Annotated in this window: 19 protein-coding genes and 1 pseudogene; 5 read left to right on the plus strand and 15 right to left on the minus strand. The window is 35.1% G+C overall.

Annotation, left to right across the window (positions count from 1 at the left end):
• Positions 1-45: 45 nt before the first annotated feature.
• The 3 genes from AC4BBX_RS04815 to AC4BBX_RS04825 all read right to left on the minus strand — a co-directional run bounded on the left by AC4BBX_RS04815 (position 46) and on the right by AC4BBX_RS04825 (position 2260).
• Complete coding sequence (locus AC4BBX_RS04815; RefSeq protein ID WP_490455313.1) at positions 46-480, minus strand: universal stress protein; 435 nt, start codon at positions 478-480, stop codon at positions 46-48.
• Positions 481-599: 119 nt separating this feature from the next.
• Complete coding sequence (locus AC4BBX_RS04820) at positions 600-1577, minus strand: sensor histidine kinase (RefSeq protein ID WP_490455314.1); 978 nt, start codon at positions 1575-1577, stop codon at positions 600-602.
• Positions 1577-2260, minus strand: a complete 684-nt coding sequence (locus AC4BBX_RS04825) for a response regulator transcription factor (protein ID WP_490455315.1) — start codon at positions 2258-2260, stop codon at positions 1577-1579. Before AC4BBX_RS04825 ends, AC4BBX_RS04820 begins: the two co-directional genes overlap by 1 nt.
• 664 nt (positions 2261-2924) lie before the next feature.
• Between AC4BBX_RS04825 and rimM the strand changes: the two genes are divergently transcribed.
• Positions 2925-3449 carry a ribosome maturation factor RimM gene (gene rimM, locus AC4BBX_RS04830; RefSeq protein ID WP_490455316.1) on the plus strand — a complete coding sequence of 175 codons (525 nt, stop codon included), beginning with the start codon at positions 2925-2927 and terminating at the stop codon, positions 3447-3449.
• Positions 3439-4176 (plus strand): tRNA (guanosine(37)-N1)-methyltransferase TrmD, encoded by a 738-nt coding sequence (gene trmD, locus AC4BBX_RS04835; protein ID WP_490455317.1) that lies wholly within the window; start codon positions 3439-3441, stop codon positions 4174-4176. The genes rimM and trmD overlap by 11 nt, the downstream gene beginning before the upstream one ends.
• Before the next feature lie 115 nt (positions 4177-4291).
• On the opposite strand, the gene rplS is transcribed toward trmD, so the two are convergent.
• The 8 genes from rplS to rpsP all read right to left on the minus strand — a co-directional run bounded on the left by rplS (position 4292) and on the right by rpsP (position 10578).
• Positions 4292-4639 (minus strand): 50S ribosomal protein L19, encoded by a 348-nt coding sequence (gene rplS / locus AC4BBX_RS04840; RefSeq protein ID WP_490455318.1) that lies wholly within the window; start codon positions 4637-4639, stop codon positions 4292-4294.
• 826 nt (positions 4640-5465) lie between these two features.
• On the minus strand, positions 5466-7187 hold the full coding sequence (locus AC4BBX_RS04845) for a methyl-accepting chemotaxis protein (RefSeq protein ID WP_490455319.1): 1722 nt from the start codon (positions 7185-7187) through the stop codon (positions 5466-5468).
• A gap of 175 nt (positions 7188-7362) precedes the next feature.
• Entirely contained in the window at positions 7363-7785 is a 423-nt protein-coding gene (locus tag AC4BBX_RS04850; protein ID WP_490455320.1) for a universal stress protein, read from the minus strand.
• A 162-nt stretch (positions 7786-7947) separates the two neighbouring features.
• Positions 7948-8640: a hypothetical protein gene (locus AC4BBX_RS04855; RefSeq protein WP_490455321.1), complete on the minus strand. Its 693-nt coding sequence runs from the start codon at positions 8638-8640 to the stop codon at positions 7948-7950.
• A 77-nt stretch (positions 8641-8717) separates the two neighbouring features.
• Entirely contained in the window at positions 8718-9578 is an 861-nt protein-coding gene (locus AC4BBX_RS04860) for a hypothetical protein (protein ID WP_490455322.1), read from the minus strand.
• Positions 9579-9612: 34 nt separating this feature from the next.
• Positions 9613-9867: a hypothetical protein gene (locus tag AC4BBX_RS04865; RefSeq protein ID WP_490455323.1), complete on the minus strand. Its 255-nt coding sequence runs from the start codon at positions 9865-9867 to the stop codon at positions 9613-9615.
• Between the two features lie 178 nt (positions 9868-10045).
• Positions 10046-10291 carry a KH domain-containing protein gene (locus AC4BBX_RS04870; RefSeq protein ID WP_490455324.1) on the minus strand — a complete coding sequence of 82 codons (246 nt, stop codon included), beginning with the start codon at positions 10289-10291 and terminating at the stop codon, positions 10046-10048.
• Between the two features lie 11 nt (positions 10292-10302).
• On the minus strand, positions 10303-10578 hold the full coding sequence (gene rpsP, locus AC4BBX_RS04875; RefSeq protein WP_455319742.1) for a 30S ribosomal protein S16: 276 nt from the start codon (positions 10576-10578) through the stop codon (positions 10303-10305).
• 240 nt (positions 10579-10818) lie between these two features.
• Between rpsP and AC4BBX_RS04880 the strand changes: the two genes are divergently transcribed.
• The gene (locus AC4BBX_RS04880; protein ID WP_490455325.1) at positions 10819-11028 is read left to right on the plus strand and encodes a helix-turn-helix domain-containing protein; all 210 of its coding nucleotides are present in this window, start codon (positions 10819-10821) and stop codon (positions 11026-11028) included.
• Between the two features lie 87 nt (positions 11029-11115).
• A complete protein-coding gene (locus AC4BBX_RS04885; RefSeq protein WP_490455326.1) occupies positions 11116-11670 on the plus strand; it encodes an NADPH-dependent FMN reductase in 555 nt (184 codons plus the stop codon).
• Between the two features lie 69 nt (positions 11671-11739).
• Here the strand turns inward: AC4BBX_RS04885 and AC4BBX_RS04890 are convergent.
• A pseudogene (locus AC4BBX_RS04890) lies at positions 11740-11955 on the minus strand (HAD hydrolase-like protein); the annotation flags it as partial.
• A gap of 14 nt (positions 11956-11969) precedes the next feature.
• On the opposite strand from AC4BBX_RS04890, the gene AC4BBX_RS04895 reads away from it, so the two are divergent.
• On the plus strand, positions 11970-12209 hold the full coding sequence (locus AC4BBX_RS04895; protein ID WP_490455327.1) for a hypothetical protein: 240 nt from the start codon (positions 11970-11972) through the stop codon (positions 12207-12209).
• A 307-nt stretch (positions 12210-12516) separates the two neighbouring features.
• Here AC4BBX_RS04895 and AC4BBX_RS04900 read toward each other — a convergent pair whose 3' ends face one another.
• The 3 genes from AC4BBX_RS04900 to AC4BBX_RS04910 form a co-directional block, all read right to left on the minus strand.
• Complete coding sequence (locus AC4BBX_RS04900; protein WP_490455328.1) at positions 12517-13020, minus strand: GNAT family N-acetyltransferase; 504 nt, start codon at positions 13018-13020, stop codon at positions 12517-12519.
• A gap of 125 nt (positions 13021-13145) precedes the next feature.
• Positions 13146-14330 carry a cation:proton antiporter domain-containing protein gene (locus AC4BBX_RS04905; RefSeq protein WP_490455329.1) on the minus strand — a complete coding sequence of 395 codons (1185 nt, stop codon included), beginning with the start codon at positions 14328-14330 and terminating at the stop codon, positions 13146-13148.
• A gap of 280 nt (positions 14331-14610) precedes the next feature.
• Positions 14611-15138 carry a dihydrofolate reductase family protein gene (locus AC4BBX_RS04910; RefSeq protein WP_490455330.1) on the minus strand — a complete coding sequence of 176 codons (528 nt, stop codon included), beginning with the start codon at positions 15136-15138 and terminating at the stop codon, positions 14611-14613.
• Between the last annotated feature and the right edge of the window lie 71 nt (positions 15139-15209).

Here is a 15209-nt window from a genome sequence, read left to right on the forward strand (position 1 = left end):
GTAATATAAAAAGAGTGAATTCAATATTCACTCTTTTTTTGTACGCTATTTTACAACTAATACATTACAAACTGCATGATTTACTACAAAGGCTGTTGTCGAACCAATCAAGGCTTGGGTTAATGCCCCTTTACCTGTTGAGCCGATAACAATTAAATCAATATCATACTCTTCTGGAATATCCGTTGCTAATTTTCGTTTTGGCGATCCTACTTCAATGACCACTTCCGCATTTTCAAGACCTGCTTCTTTTAAGGCTAGTACTTTCTTGTCCATAAATTCTTTTACAAAAGCTTCCTCATCATGAAGTAATTTTGAAAAAGCATAAGTACTTGTTGTTAATTCTACATCATTGATAATCCAAGCAAGATAAACTGTGGCATTATTTCTTTTAGCTACTTCTACTCCTTCAGAAAAAGCTTTCTCCGACTGACTAGAGCCATCCAACGCGATCAAAATCTTTCTGTACTTATCCAACATTGTAAACGCCTCCTCTTTCTTATATTATAGCACTTATGTTCTCCCATGCAAAATTAAAATCCATCGAAGCATTCTAAATTCATGGATTTTAATTATTTGTTACAGAATATAAGTGTAAATTATTCATTGAAATTTAGTTCATTAGGAAAGCTCAATTTTACTCGAGTACCTCTACCAACTTCCGATTCCATAGTTAAACGAATACCGATTTTACTTGCGACCATTTGACAAAGATACAAACCTAATCCACTGGCTCTTTGTTGTTCACGTCCATTATATCCTGTGTATCCTTTTTCAAATACTCTTGGTAGATCTTCTGGTCGAATACCTATTCCTGTATCAGATAAAACCAATTGTTCATTTTCCCAAACGAAAGCAATTTCACCAGTCTTAGTGTATTTAATGGCATTAAACAATAATTGTTCCAAAATAAAACTTAACCATTTGCGATCTGTGTAAACACTTACTTGTAGAGATTTCATTACTAAACCTAAATCTTTTTGAGAAAAAAACATCGCATATTTCTTTAAAACATCTTTGACTACTACATCCAAAGCAACTTTCTCAATCACTAAGTCTTCGTGATCCAAATTTTGTCGCAAATAATTCAGCATCATTTGTAAATACTCGTTAATTTTAAACAGTTCATTTTTCATTTTTAATGAATTTGGTTGTGAAGACTGAACCAATAAATCCAAACCGGCAATGGGTGTCTTTATTTGATGTAACCATAATCCAAAATCGATTAATATCTCTTCTTTATTTTCAATAATCTGCTGCTGTTGCTCGTCTTTTTCTGTTGCCGTTTTTATTAGTAACTCTTGATAAAGTTTTTCACTTCTGGTCATTGCTGGTGGTAAAAATAAACGGACTTGTGAGGTTAAAGTATTTTGACTCATCTTCTGCAGTTGTTTAACTTTACGTCGATAGAAATACCCTTGAATCAATAGGTAAATAATTAAAATGAAACTCAAAAATAAAAAAACATCTCTAAAAGGTTCTAAAGGAAGATTATATAAAAATAAGGTCAGAAATGTTATTCCAAGAAATAATACATATAAAACTAAAACCTTTAAGTTCTCTTTTAAATAACTCATTATTGCTCCTTTTCAACTAGATAGCCGCGATTCTTAACCGTTTGGATTTTTTCTTCAATACCAATTGATTGTAGTTTTTTTCGTATGCGAGTCATATTGACGGATAGTGTATTGTTATCAATAAATTCATCACTATTCCAAAGAGTTTGAATAATTTCTTCTCGAGGGACAATTTCCCCTTGTTTTTGCATTAGAACAGCTAAAATACGGGTTTCATTAGGTGATAAAACAACCGTTTCAGTTTCTGTTTTTATTTGATTTTCTAAAGGATAAAATGTACTTCCGGCTAATTCGTATTGCAATGCTTGTTTGCCATATTGGTAGCTACGTCGTAAGAGTGCTTGAATTTTAGCGACTAACAAACTAATATCAAAGGGCTTGGCCACAAAATCATCTGCGCCCATATTCATTGCCATTATTTGGTTCATTTTTTCTTCTGCTGATGATAGAAAAATAATTGGCACTTCTGAGACTTTTCGAATTTCCTGACACCAATAAAACCCATTAAAATAAGGTAAAGAAATATCCATCAGTACTAAATCTGGTGATAATTGCTGAAACTCGTGAAAGATTTCTTGAAATTCTTTGGGTGCAATAACAGTATACCCCCACTGCTGTAAATGCTCAGAGATTCCTGACACAATTGTTTCATCGTCTTCAATTAAATAGATTGTATTTGCCATCGTTTCCCCTCTTTTCTCATTTTAGTTATAACATAATCACAAAAGAGAAGAAAGCCGAGAATGGCAAAGTGACAAAACTGTTAAGTTACAACGACTATCGATAGTCAAAAAAGAGAATTAAAAACTTCCAATCCATCTGTCCGCAAAGAACAGACATTGTGAGAGACCGGTATGAGCCTCTTAAGAGTCTCAAACCTTTCGGCGTTCAAACGCAGTGTAAGAAAGTAGTTGATCACCACTTTCAACACTGCGTAATTCATCCTCATCTTTTAGCTCACTATGTCTAACTTTTCTCCCAGATGGCTTTCCAGTTTTGACAGTTATTCTCAACTAATCTATTGATAAGTCATATACAAAAATTGAAAGAACAAAACGGAGAAAGTCATTGGTCGTGTTCGAAAAAGCTGAATGAATGACTCTGAATTAGTGCGATTAGCGCTTAGTTAGAGTGTGAACGTCAGCAGCCAAAGATACTCTGTATAAGGTTCTTTGCGTTCTCACACGACAAATGGACTTTTGGAGTTTTGTTCTGGAAGTTTTATTTGACTTTGGCAAGTAGTAGCAAGCTAAAGTGTTAAAAAGAAGAGAAGTATTGTCTTAATCTAGAATTCACTGGCTAAGCATGCTAAAATAAATAGGACTTCAAAAGAAAAGAGGAAAAGTTGTGACTGAATATTTAAATGTCGGAAAAATTGTAAATACGCACGGAATTCGTGGAGAAGTACGTGTAATTTCTCAAACTGATTTTCCAGAATTACGCTACAAAAAAGGGGCTAAATTAACTTTATTTCAAGAAGGAAAGCAGCCTTTAAAATTAACCATCGCTAGTCATCGCAAACATAAAAATTTTGACTTATTGACTTTCGAAGGATACTTAACAATCAACGATGTGGAAAAATTCCGAGACGGGATTTTAAAAGTATCTGAGTACGATTTAACTGATTTAGAAGAAAACGAATACTACTATTATGAAATCATCGGCTTAAATGTCTTAGATGAAAACGGAGAGCTTCTTGGTACAATCAAAGAAATTTTATCTCCTGGTGCCAATGATGTTTGGGTTGTTCAACGCAAAGGAAAAAAAGATGCCCTAATCCCCTACATTGACTCCGTCGTCAAAGAAATCGATTTGGATGCAAATGAAGTCCATGTAGAAATTCCAGAAGGGTTGTTAGACGATGAGAATTGATGTACTGACGCTTTTTCCAAGAATGTTTGAAGGTCCAATGGGTGAATCCATCATTGGTAAAGCACGAGAAAAAGGTTTGTTAGAAATGAACGTTTCAAACTTCCGTAATTTTTCTGATAACAAACATCAAACAGTAGATGATTATCCCTATGGTGGCGGAGCTGGTATGTTATTAAAGGTACAACCGATCTACGATAATATTCAAGCAATTGAACAAGAAGCTCCAACGACTAAAAAAAGAGTCATTTTACTTGATCCAGCTGGAAAACCGTTTAATCAAGCAATGGCAGAAGAATTTTCTCAGGAAGAACATTTAGTTTTTATTTGTGGCCATTATGAGGGTTACGATGAGCGTATCCGTTCATTAGTGACGGATGAAGTTTCCTTAGGTGATTATGTCTTAACTGGTGGGGAATTAGGTGCAATGGTGATGATTGATGCGACTGTTCGTCTATTACCTGAGGTGTTAGGGAATAATCTTTCTGCCCAAACTGATTCTCATTCTACTGGCTTACTGGAACATCCACAATATACTCGTCCTGCTGTTTTTAACGACATGGAAGTACCTGCCGTCTTAATGAATGGGAACCACAAATTAATTGAAGAGTGGCAATTAAAAGAATCTCTGAGACGAACTTACTTACGTCGACCAGATATGTTGGAAAAATTAGAACTCACTGAACAGATGAAAAAACTGTTAGTTGAAATCAAAAAAGAAGAACAATAAAAAAACCATCCACACAACACTCATTTGTCTGAAATAGACATAGTGTCGTTTGGATGGTTTTTGAAATGGAAATAAACAAAAAACCCTTGATTTCTCAAGGGTTCTAGTTTGTCGATTAACGACGGATTTCTTTGATACGAGCTGCTTTTCCGTGTAAAGCGCGTAAGTAGTACAATTTTGCACGACGAACTTTACCGTAACGAACAACTTCAATTTGTGCAACACGTGGAGTGTGTAATGGGAAAGTACGTTCCACACCAACACCGTTAGACATTTTACGAACTGTATAAGTTTCGCTGATTCCAGCTCCACGACGTTTGATAACAACGCCTTCGAATAACTGAATACGTTCGCGAGTTCCTTCGACAACTTTCGCGTGAACGCGTACAGTGTCTCCAGGACGGAAAGCTGGGATGTCATTACGTAATTGTTCTTGAGTTAGTTCTTGAATCAATGGATTCATATTTATCATTCTCCTTATTCCCAAACATTCTTAAGATATTTTGTCATCTCAGCGGAATATTGTAATAGTTGAGCTTTACACTCACTGAAACAGTTTAGCATACTCTATAGAGAGTGTAAAGAAAAAATTCTTGTCAATCTGATTTTTTATTGAATAATCGTTACCATTCACAGTTATTTGCTTAATCTCTTCGCTGCACTACACAACGAAGTCTACTTTTGTTGATCGTGGTACCAACTGGAGTCTCCAGTCTGCCAAGCTTCAAACTGTCACTAATCGCTGCGATAAGTGACAGTTTGAGGCTCATCTTCTTTTGGTGACAGTGCAGTTTTTGTTGTTCTGTTACGTTAGATAGCTTTCAAAATTTCTGTAGGTTAACTAATAAAGTGATAATATAAGGTAAAATAATGAAAGAAACAAGTTCAATAAATAACACCTTTCAATCAGCTTTTAGCGTAAACGTTGAGAGAGGCTTGCGTTGTCGCCCCGTCAAGAATTCAATGTGAACAATGCACAGTTGCCAATTGATTGGCTTACTTTGCGTGTGAAGCTTGAAAGCTCCAAGACCACAGGCTTGGAGCGGTTCCGGGATGACCCAAGCAAGCCTCTATCGCAGTGAAGTGTCAAATTGCTGTGACTGATAACGAATAGTCCTTACTATATAAATTTAAAGCTATCAACAAAAATAATTTCTTCGCAGATTAAATATGAAGAAGAATTATGTAGTTTCCTATTCTACTCCCAATCAATCTCGTGTAAAAAGATAGTTTCTAGACAAACTGCGCATAAAAAAAACCAACTACAAAAAATGCAGTTGGTCTTTTTTCTAAGCTTTAAATTTGCGAGATTCTTCCTGTAAAACTTGAGAAGTTTGACTTAGAGACATCGCAACATTCGCTACGTCACTAATGGTGTCAGATTGTTCACGCATCGCAACAGCAATTGAATCAATGTTGTTTGACGTCAATTGTGAACCATTCGAAATTTCAGAAACTGAAGCAGACACTTGCTCTGCACTTGCAGAAAGTTCTTCAGCCGTTGTTGAAATATCTTGAATTTGATTCGTCATTTCACGCACAGCAGATACAATTGAATTAAAAGAAGTTCCGGCTTGTCCAATAATAGAGACGCCTTCTTCTACAGCTGGTAACGTCATTGACATGGCTTCAGCTACTTTTTGAGTATCTTCTTTAATTTCAAGAGTCAAAGCATTGATTGACGTTGCTGATTTTTTCGATTCTTCTGCTAATTTACGAACTTCTTCAGCAACTACAAGGAAACCTTTACCCTGTTCGCCAGCTCTTGCAGCTTCAATCGTTGCATTTAAAGCAAGTAAATTAGTTTGAGCAGTAATACTAGTTAAAACATCAATAATATTTTCGATTTCTTCTGTTTCACTTGCCAATTTTTGAATCAAAGTGTTCACAGATGAAGAACTTTCAAAAATAGTATTCATTTGTTGGGTTGCCTGATTAATAACCCCTGTCCCACTTTGAGCTTCTTTATTTGTTTGATTGGATGAATCAAATAAGACTTGAGAAGCCTCAGCAATTCGCTGCACACCTTGAGCCGTTTCATCCATGGCAATCGCACTTTCGTTGGCCGCACTGGCAGATCCTTGAGCAACACCAGCTGTGTCGTCTGCTTGACGAGCAACTTCTTCCGTCGTGGCTAGAACTTCTTCTGCACTTGCAGATAATTCTTGAGAGGAAGCACTTAATTGCTCTGAGCTTCCTTGGATACGACTGATTAAATTACGGAAAGTATGTTTTGATTCATTAAAGACCGTAGCCAACTGACCAATCTCGTCTTTACTTCTCACTTCGATATCTTCCGTTGTTAAATCTCCCTCACCAAAGGATTTAGCAAGACCAATCACTTCTTTCAAAGGTTTTGTGATTGTTTTACGAACACTCATCATCAAATAACTTGCTGCAGCTAGACTGATAATAAAAACAATAGCAGAAATTAAAATAGCAAAAGTGATACTATTTCGAGTCTCTCTCTGAATTTCTTCCATGTAGTCTGTTTGAAAATCCATCATCTTTTGAGCCGTAGCAAGTAGTTGATCCGTCACTGTTCCAATTCTAGCATTGACTGTTATTAGAGCATTTTCGCGGTCATTGGTATCTAGTGAATTTAGTACAATATCTATCTGTTTCTTTAACGCTTGATTTACAATAATTAGTTCATCATAGTAAGATTGAAACTCATCTGAATCGATTTTTGGTTCTAAAGTTGCTAAATTTTCCTCTAAACTATTCATTGTTGAGAGTAACTTAGATCGATGGGCCGTATAATCGGGATTCAGTACCACACTGCGAAGATATGTACCCTCAGCTGCTACATCCCGACGAATATCTGCCGCAAGTAACAGCTTATCCATTCGCTGTTCCAAAACTTCTTCTACTTGAGAATTAATATTCGTCAAGCTCAAAAAAGTGCTTCCAATTGAGGTTGCTAGTAAAACAATTAAGGTGATAAATGCTAGATTTAACTTCTTTCCAACACTCATGTGACTAACTCTTTTTTCTTTTTTTCTTTTCATTAAACTAATTTAAACCTCCTCACGTTTTCCGATGCTTTTAACTAGCATTCTATATTACTATCGGTTTTAATATTCTAAAATTAAATCAAAAACTAATATTTTTTGAATCCATAAAAAAAAGACTGCGACATAAGTAGATCATCTTGTTTTTACTTATGTCTCAATCTTATTATGGTTATCTAACTACTAATACGTCACAGGAAGCAAAATTAATAACAAAAGTTGCGGTAGATCCTGCAAAGGTTTCTTCTGATTCTCCCGTAGCGCCAATAATTATCAAATCACTTTTTTCTGATGATTTAGCAAAATCAATAATCTTTTCTTTGGGATTCCCATATTCTACAAAAAAATTAATTTTTTCCTCGGGTACTTCTTTGACCATTTCCGCTTTCATCTCTTCTAATTCATCCTCTAGAAAAGATTTCGTTCTCTCCATAATGGTCCTTAATTTGGGAGAGGACCATAAATATTCCGGGGTTTCAAGCACACGCAAAATAGTCAGTGTTCCATCCTTCAACAAGACTTCTTTCATCGCTCGTTCTAATACTCGACTAGTCATTCTCGATCCATCGATTGCCACCAAAATATTCTTATGCATAGCTGTTTCATCCTTTCATCCAGCCTTTTTATCATCCACCAACGTTAGGAACTCCTTATTTCCATTTTATCATGAAGTGAACGATTAATATCCTTTAATCGTTAAAAAATTGGATTTGTACGACAAAAAAACCTACTCTTAAAAAGAATAGGCTAAAATTATTTATTTAATATTTTCTCTAATCACTGTCCAATCAGACTGAAGTAAACGAAAATCTTTTGTATGGCTTCCTTCATGAACGTATTCCAAATCTTCCATTGATTTTGGAATAATAATCTTTTCTAAAAAAATACGTGTTTCTGGCACAAAACCAATTTCACCAAATTCTTTTTCTGAAAGATTATATTTAGTGCCAACTAATTTTGGATTTTCTACCTCTTCAAATGTCGGATTCGCAAACAGTGAGAAACGTTCTAATCCAATTTTGAAATAGACTGAATTATAAGCTCGACCTAAATATTCAATCTCTTGTTCTATCTTTTCAGGTTGATAAATGGCTAATTCCTCCACCGTTTCTCGTTCCTGAATGGATTGGCTAGACCTTACTTGACTATCTGAATAATACTTATATCCTGTAAATGTTTTTTCTCGATTACGAATATCTGCATATATCTTTTGATTGTAATACTTGTAGTCTCCATAAAAATGATCCCCTATAAAATAAGCGATACCGATTATAACTAAGACACTACTTAAAATAGAACCTATTTTTTTACGATGTTCATTCTGATAAAGTAGAAACAATAGTAGAAATAAAATACTAGCTAACCCAACCACTAACATGATTGGAAACAGCGTATGATAAAAAATTTCTGCTTGTTTCCATTGTGTCAAAGTGAATTCTCCACCTAACATTAGTTACCTCCTACAATTCATAAAAAAACTGTGATAAGAATTGCTGAGTAGTTAGCCAATCCTCTCACAGTCCAAAATTATTCGATAATAGAAACAGCCATTCTAAGAGCGGCCATTGGATCTTCATGACGAACCGCATACATTTCATTATCAACTTGCCAAATAACTTCATTTCCGCGATAGCCATCAACGACTAAATCGACTGTAATTTGACCAATTTCTTCAGGCGCTGGCAACATGGCTATTTCCAAATATTCTACAATCTCTTTTGCTACTGGTAGAGGATCTTGTTCCATCACATTGCTAGCACGGACCACTAAATTCCAGTTTCCTTCTTGCCATGCGATATAGGATGAACCTGCTGCACCTTGTTGATAACCAGTGATACCATAGCCCAAATCAACTTTCATGCCATTCATATCCATTTTTAAATTAACAGCTTCTTTAGCTTCTTGGGCAGATGGAAAGACTTCTTGTTGATATTGAGCGATAGGTGTCTCATGATTTAATTCTTTTTTATTCACAATCAGTGGTGTACTCATATCAAAATATAGCACTGACAACTTATCTTCATCCCCAGCCACTGCAATATTCAACGCATTTCCTTCTGTATGAGAAATGTCTTTTGGAAATGCAACATTCGGATACAATTGAGATAGCTCTGATTGTGCATTTTCTGATTCAGTTTCTTTCGAACTTTCTGATGAAGCTTCTGTAGATGCCGAATTGCTTTCCTCTGAAGAAGTGCTTGTTTCACTACTTTCTACTGGTTGACTAGTAGAAATAGTTGTTTCAGAAGTAATAACGGCTGATTCGCTCGTCGTTGTAATTTCAACTGTCTGATTTGTTGATGTCTCTGTAGAGCTTGTTGTTCTAGAACTACAACCCACCATTAATAACATTAATACATGAATACTAACAAATATCCCTTTTTTCATAAAAGGTCCCTCCACTTGCTATCATTTTTCTTTTTTACCCCGCTAAACTACCAAACCAACGAATTAAGTTTTGCCAAATCTTGACAAAGAAACGTTGTGTCTCCTCTAAGAAGTTTCCTGATTCAATTGAATGACTAATTTGATCAATTTGTGCCATAATTTGATTTCTAAATAACCAAACTAGTGCAATTAATACTAATACACCAAGCGCACGCCAAATTGCCGAACCTATTTTGTAAATAAAAATTAATATAAAAATAACAACTGCGATACCAAGTATACTCTCCATAACGCTCGCTCCCCTCTATCTTATTGTCTATTATGAAACAAAATTGGTCAAGAAGCATGATACCAAAGACTGATTTTTTTAAGAAAAACTCATAAATAAAAGCTAATTACTATGGTTCTATATGAATTTATGTAAACAAAAAAACGCTATATCCTAATGATATCAGCGTTTTTGTTCTCTATTTACCGTCTAGGATATTTAAGCGGACTTTTTTAGGTCCATCTGTACGTACACCGTAAACAATTGTACGAATCGCTTTCGCTACACGTCCTTGTTTACCAATAATACGACCAATATCTTCAGGAGCAACAGATAAGTTATATTCAAAGAAATCATCTGACTCTTCAATTTCTAAAGAAACTTGGTCAGGCTGGGTTACCAAAGGACGAACGATTGTTAAGACTAAATCTGTCAAATCTTTCATACTTGGTCTCCTTATTTCTTAGTGAATTTAGCTTCGTGATGTTTTTTCATAACGCCTTCTTTAGAAAGGATGTTACGAACTGTATCAGAAGGTTGTGCACCTTTTGATAACCAATCAAGAACTAAATCTTCTTTGATTGTTACTACTGCAGGTTCAGTTAAAGGATTATAAGTTCCTACTGTTTCGATGAAACGTCCATCACGAGGAGAACGAGAATCTGCTACTACAATACGATAAAAAGGACTCTTTTTAGAACCCATGCGTTTTAAACGAATTTTTACTGCCATTATTATTTACACCTCCGTTGGTTTTAATCACAAGAGCTAGTTTAACAGGTTTTTGCTAAGGTGTAAAGAGTTTTTTCTTTACAGTCTATATTTTTTTTACTTTAATTTTAAAAACATTAACTTTTTATCGATAAACGTTAATTTTTAGTTGTTTTTCATTAAAATACTCGATACAATAAAATTGAAAATATAGTAATGGTTACTCTAAAAGTCGATGAAATTGTTTAGGATGTGATAAAAATGGCGATTATTTCTCGTTTGGATCGAGTCATGGCGGATCGTAAGATTAGTTTAAATGAACTATCTGCAAAAGTTGGGATTAGCCATGTGAATTTATCAAAATTAAAAAATGGCCGGATCAACGCTGTTCGTTTTTCTACTTTGGATGCTATTTGTAAAGTTTTAAATTGCCAACCTGGGGATATTCTAGAGTATTCAGAAGAAGAGTAATTTTTTGTATTTCAAACTAACTTCTAGTAAGATATAGTTGTAAATAAATTTATTCACAGAAATGAAATCAAATTGGGAGGAAATCTTATGGTAAAGAAAATTGGAATTATCGTCGGCAGTCTCCGCAAAGATTCATTCAATCGCAAAACAGCGAATACTTTTGTGGAGTTACTACCAGAAGGCTATCAAGCAGACTTTTTGGAAATTGGTGATTTACCTTTATACAATGAAGATTTGGACGTTGAAGGGAAAATTCCTGAAAGTTGGACGCGTTTTAGAACAGAACTGAAACAAGTAGAAGGTGTCTTTTTCTTTACACCTGAATACAATCGCTCTATGCCCGCAAGTATTAAAAATGCGTTAGATGTCGGTTCTCGCCCTTATGGTGACAGTGCATGGGATGGAAAACCAGCTTTGGTTGTCAGTGTTTCTCCTGGTGCAGTCAGCGGTTTTGGAGCAAATCATCATCTACGCCAATCCCTTGTCTTTCTAAATATGCCTACTTTGCAACAACCAGAGGCTTATATTGGAAATGTCACTAATTTATTAGATGACGAGGGCGTCTTTGTAGAAGATACGGTGGGATTCTTCCAACTCATTACCGATAAATATATTGACTTATTTGAAAAATTAACGAAATAAATTCATAACAAAGAGCGATGAAAAAATATTTTTCATCGCTCTTTATTTATCTATTCTAAGATTCTCTATTCAAATAAATTCTTCCTTCACTTTTTCAAGAAATTGTTTTCTAGTTCCTTGCCAATCAGAATAATCTGAGTCTGATTTAATTAAGTAGTCCGTGATTAACCAGGTGTCCATCCCAACTGCTTGGGCAGCTACATCTTCTTTCATATCATTTCCTACCATTAAACAATGTTTAGGATCAAGGTTGTTTATTGAACAAACTTCCTCGTAATACTCTGGTGTTGGTTTTGTTCGTGTATGTTTTTCAAAATCAGTACAGAGATAATGAGGGAAGCATTCACAAAACCAACTATATTACCGGGAAATCAGAGTCTCAATTTGCTAGTCTCTTAAATTACGAGCTTGGTACCAGAATTAAGATGCTTCACTCACCAAACAAACCAACTAAAATTTTAGTTGACCGTGATTATTATAAAAACCAACTAAATCAAAAGCAGCAACAAGCCAAAGATGATTGGGACAAAGAATTTTAAATACTAACGAGAATAATCGCACACAAGGTCTGGCTTTTGTTCGAAAATCAGCAATTATCAAACACAACATCTGGCTTTTGTTCGAAAACCGACAATAATCAAACACAACATCCAACTTTTGTTCGATAAACGGCAATTATCAAACACAACATCCAACTTTTGTTCGATAATCAGCAATTCTCGAACACAACATCCAACTTTTGTTCGATAATCATGAATAAGTCAACACTCCTCTTTACCACAACTTTCAAACAAAAGGGATAGAAAGCTAATTAGACTAAGCTTTCTACCCCTTTTATAATTTGTTCTATTCGACGCCGACTCTTTTACTTCTGCGTTCCATCAAAACGGTGTCACGCCAAACACCAGAATCATCTTTGCCAATTTTTTCTCGATAGCCAACTTGGCGAAAACCACTTTTTTCATGTAAAGCTAGACTTCCTTCATTATCTGCGAAAATATCTGATTCCAATGTCCAAAATCCTTTTTCTTCAGACAATAAAATTAATTGTTCCATAAGAAAAGTTGCCGTTCCTTTTCCTCGATAGTCTTCATCAATATAAATACTTACTTCAGCCACACCTTTGTATTCTGGAATCTTAGGGTAGGCTTCTTTTAAAGTAGTCCAGCCTACAATTTTGTCATCGTGTAAAGCAACTAGACGTCCCACTAAAAGACGTTCCTGATCAAAGTCTTCGTAGCTTAATTCTTCCACACTAAAGGTAGCCAATCCGGTTTTCATACCTTGTCGATAGACTTCGTAGACTCTTTGCCAGTCTGCTTTTTGCATCTCTCTCACTTGATAGTTCATAGAAAAAACTCCTTTCCCTAATATTGTCTTATATCTTTTCATTGATTGCAAATAGTCTCCATTGAGTGATAAAAAACAGCTACCCCTTGTTCGAGATAACTGTCTGTTTTCAAAGTAAAAATAGTTTAATTATCATCTTTTGTTAACAATTTCTGATAAAAAGTATCAATCAAATATGCTCCCAGAGGCGCGGTGAATAAAATTGAAATGACCGATATTGAGAGAATGATTTCCCCACTTGCTAACCCCATCGCCAGAGGAATTCCACCGATAGCTGCTTGGACGGTGGCTTTGGGAACCTCTGACATCACGCAAAAAAATCTTTCTTTGCGAGTATAATCACTACCCAAATGACATATTAGAATCCCCGTAGAACGTGCGATTAACACTAAGACTAACATCAATACTGCTTTAAAGCTGATGGTCGTAGCATAAGATATATCGACTGTCGATCCAACTAAAGCAAACAGAATAATTTGTGCTCCCACCCATAATTTTGAAAGCTGTTCAGAAATTACGCTGGCATTTTTAGGAGCAAAATGTAAGATTGCCACACCCATCGCCATGACCGAAATCAAAGCTGAAAAAGGAATAAACTGATCGATTCTTTCTTCAAAAGCCAATAAAACAAAACCAACACTCAACAAAAGTAAGGTTTTTATTTCATTTGGTGCTTGTAACAGTTTTAAAAGTTTGGCTATTAAATAACCAATCAATAAACCAGTCACAATTCCGGAAATCACTGCTATCGGGACCACAATAAAATTAGAAAAGGCAAAATCTCCACTTGTTTGCATCGCTAAGACCGTAGCAAAAACAACGACATTAAAGACATTATCAATAGAATCTCCAGCTAAAATCAACTGAGGTATCCCTTTTTTTGTCCCATAATTTTCGTTAATTAATTTTACCATTCGAGGAACAACTACTGCTGGTGAGGAGGAAGCGACAACTGCTGCGAGTAAAAGTGCATCCATTGCTTGCAAATTAAAGAACCATTGTGCAATCAAAAAAATTGCCAACATCTCAAAACAAGCTGGCAAAAATGGGACAATAAAAATTTTCCTACCCATTTTCTTGAAGTCTTTAAATTTTAAAGAAAGTCCCGCTCGTGTCAAAATAATCAACAAAGTAATTTGTCGCAAATCTCCCGCTACCGCCATCAAACCATCATCCAATACATTCATGGCAAACGGTCCTAAAACAATTCCTGCAACTAAGTAACCAATAATATTGGGAATTCGAATTTTTTCAAAAAGATAACCTAAAAAGTAGCCTAGTATAAAGATATACCCTAAACTTTGTAACATCCTCATCACCACCAACTTATTTGTTTGTATTTTAGCATATTTTAGTGATGAATAGCTTTGGAAGCGCTTATCACAAATTCCAAATATTAGTTAACAAAACTCATAGTTAAAAATATTTTTCTCCCTAATCTAAAGTTGCAACAATCGCTAACAATAGTTCTTAAGTCCCATTTACTGAATACTCCCAAAACATGATTCCTCTTACTTTGTTTTACATAAGCGACTTTTCCTTAAAAAATTCTGGATTGTCATAAGAAATAGGTGTTTTAATTCAAATGTGTTATCCTTGCTTTCTTTTGAAATGCAACTCTGTCAATTCGCCCATTTGTGTTGTTTCAACAAATTTTAAGCGTTGACGATAGTTTCCTTCCTCAAATAACCGCTTCCCTTTACCTAAAAGAACGGGTGCTATTTGAATCCAATATTCATCAATCAAATCCGCTTCGATTAGTTCAGAAAATAAGCCCCCTCCACCAACAATCCAAATATCTTTTCCTTCATTTTTTTGAAGTTCTTGTAACACTTGCACTGGGTTTTCAGCAGTAAAATAGCCTTCATCTAGTTCCTCATTTTTAGTGCGAGAAAAAATAATTTTTTCTTTTCCTAAATAAAAAGGTTTTTCTTCCAACATTTTTGTTGTCTCTTCGTATGTCACTCTTCCCATGACCACAGTATCAATATTTTTTTCAAATGCTTCGTAAGTGGATACACCTGCCAAATCCGTATCAAACAACCATTGCAAATTATCCTGTTCATCAGCTAAAAATCCATCCAAACTGATTGCTCCATAAAAAACTATTTTTCTCATATCAACACCTCTTTCAAACTTATTTTAACAAAAAATCAAAAAAAGATTGCTTTTTGTTACTGTACTATGTA

It is taken from the genome of Enterococcus sp. AMC1157, from assembly GCF_058216555.1.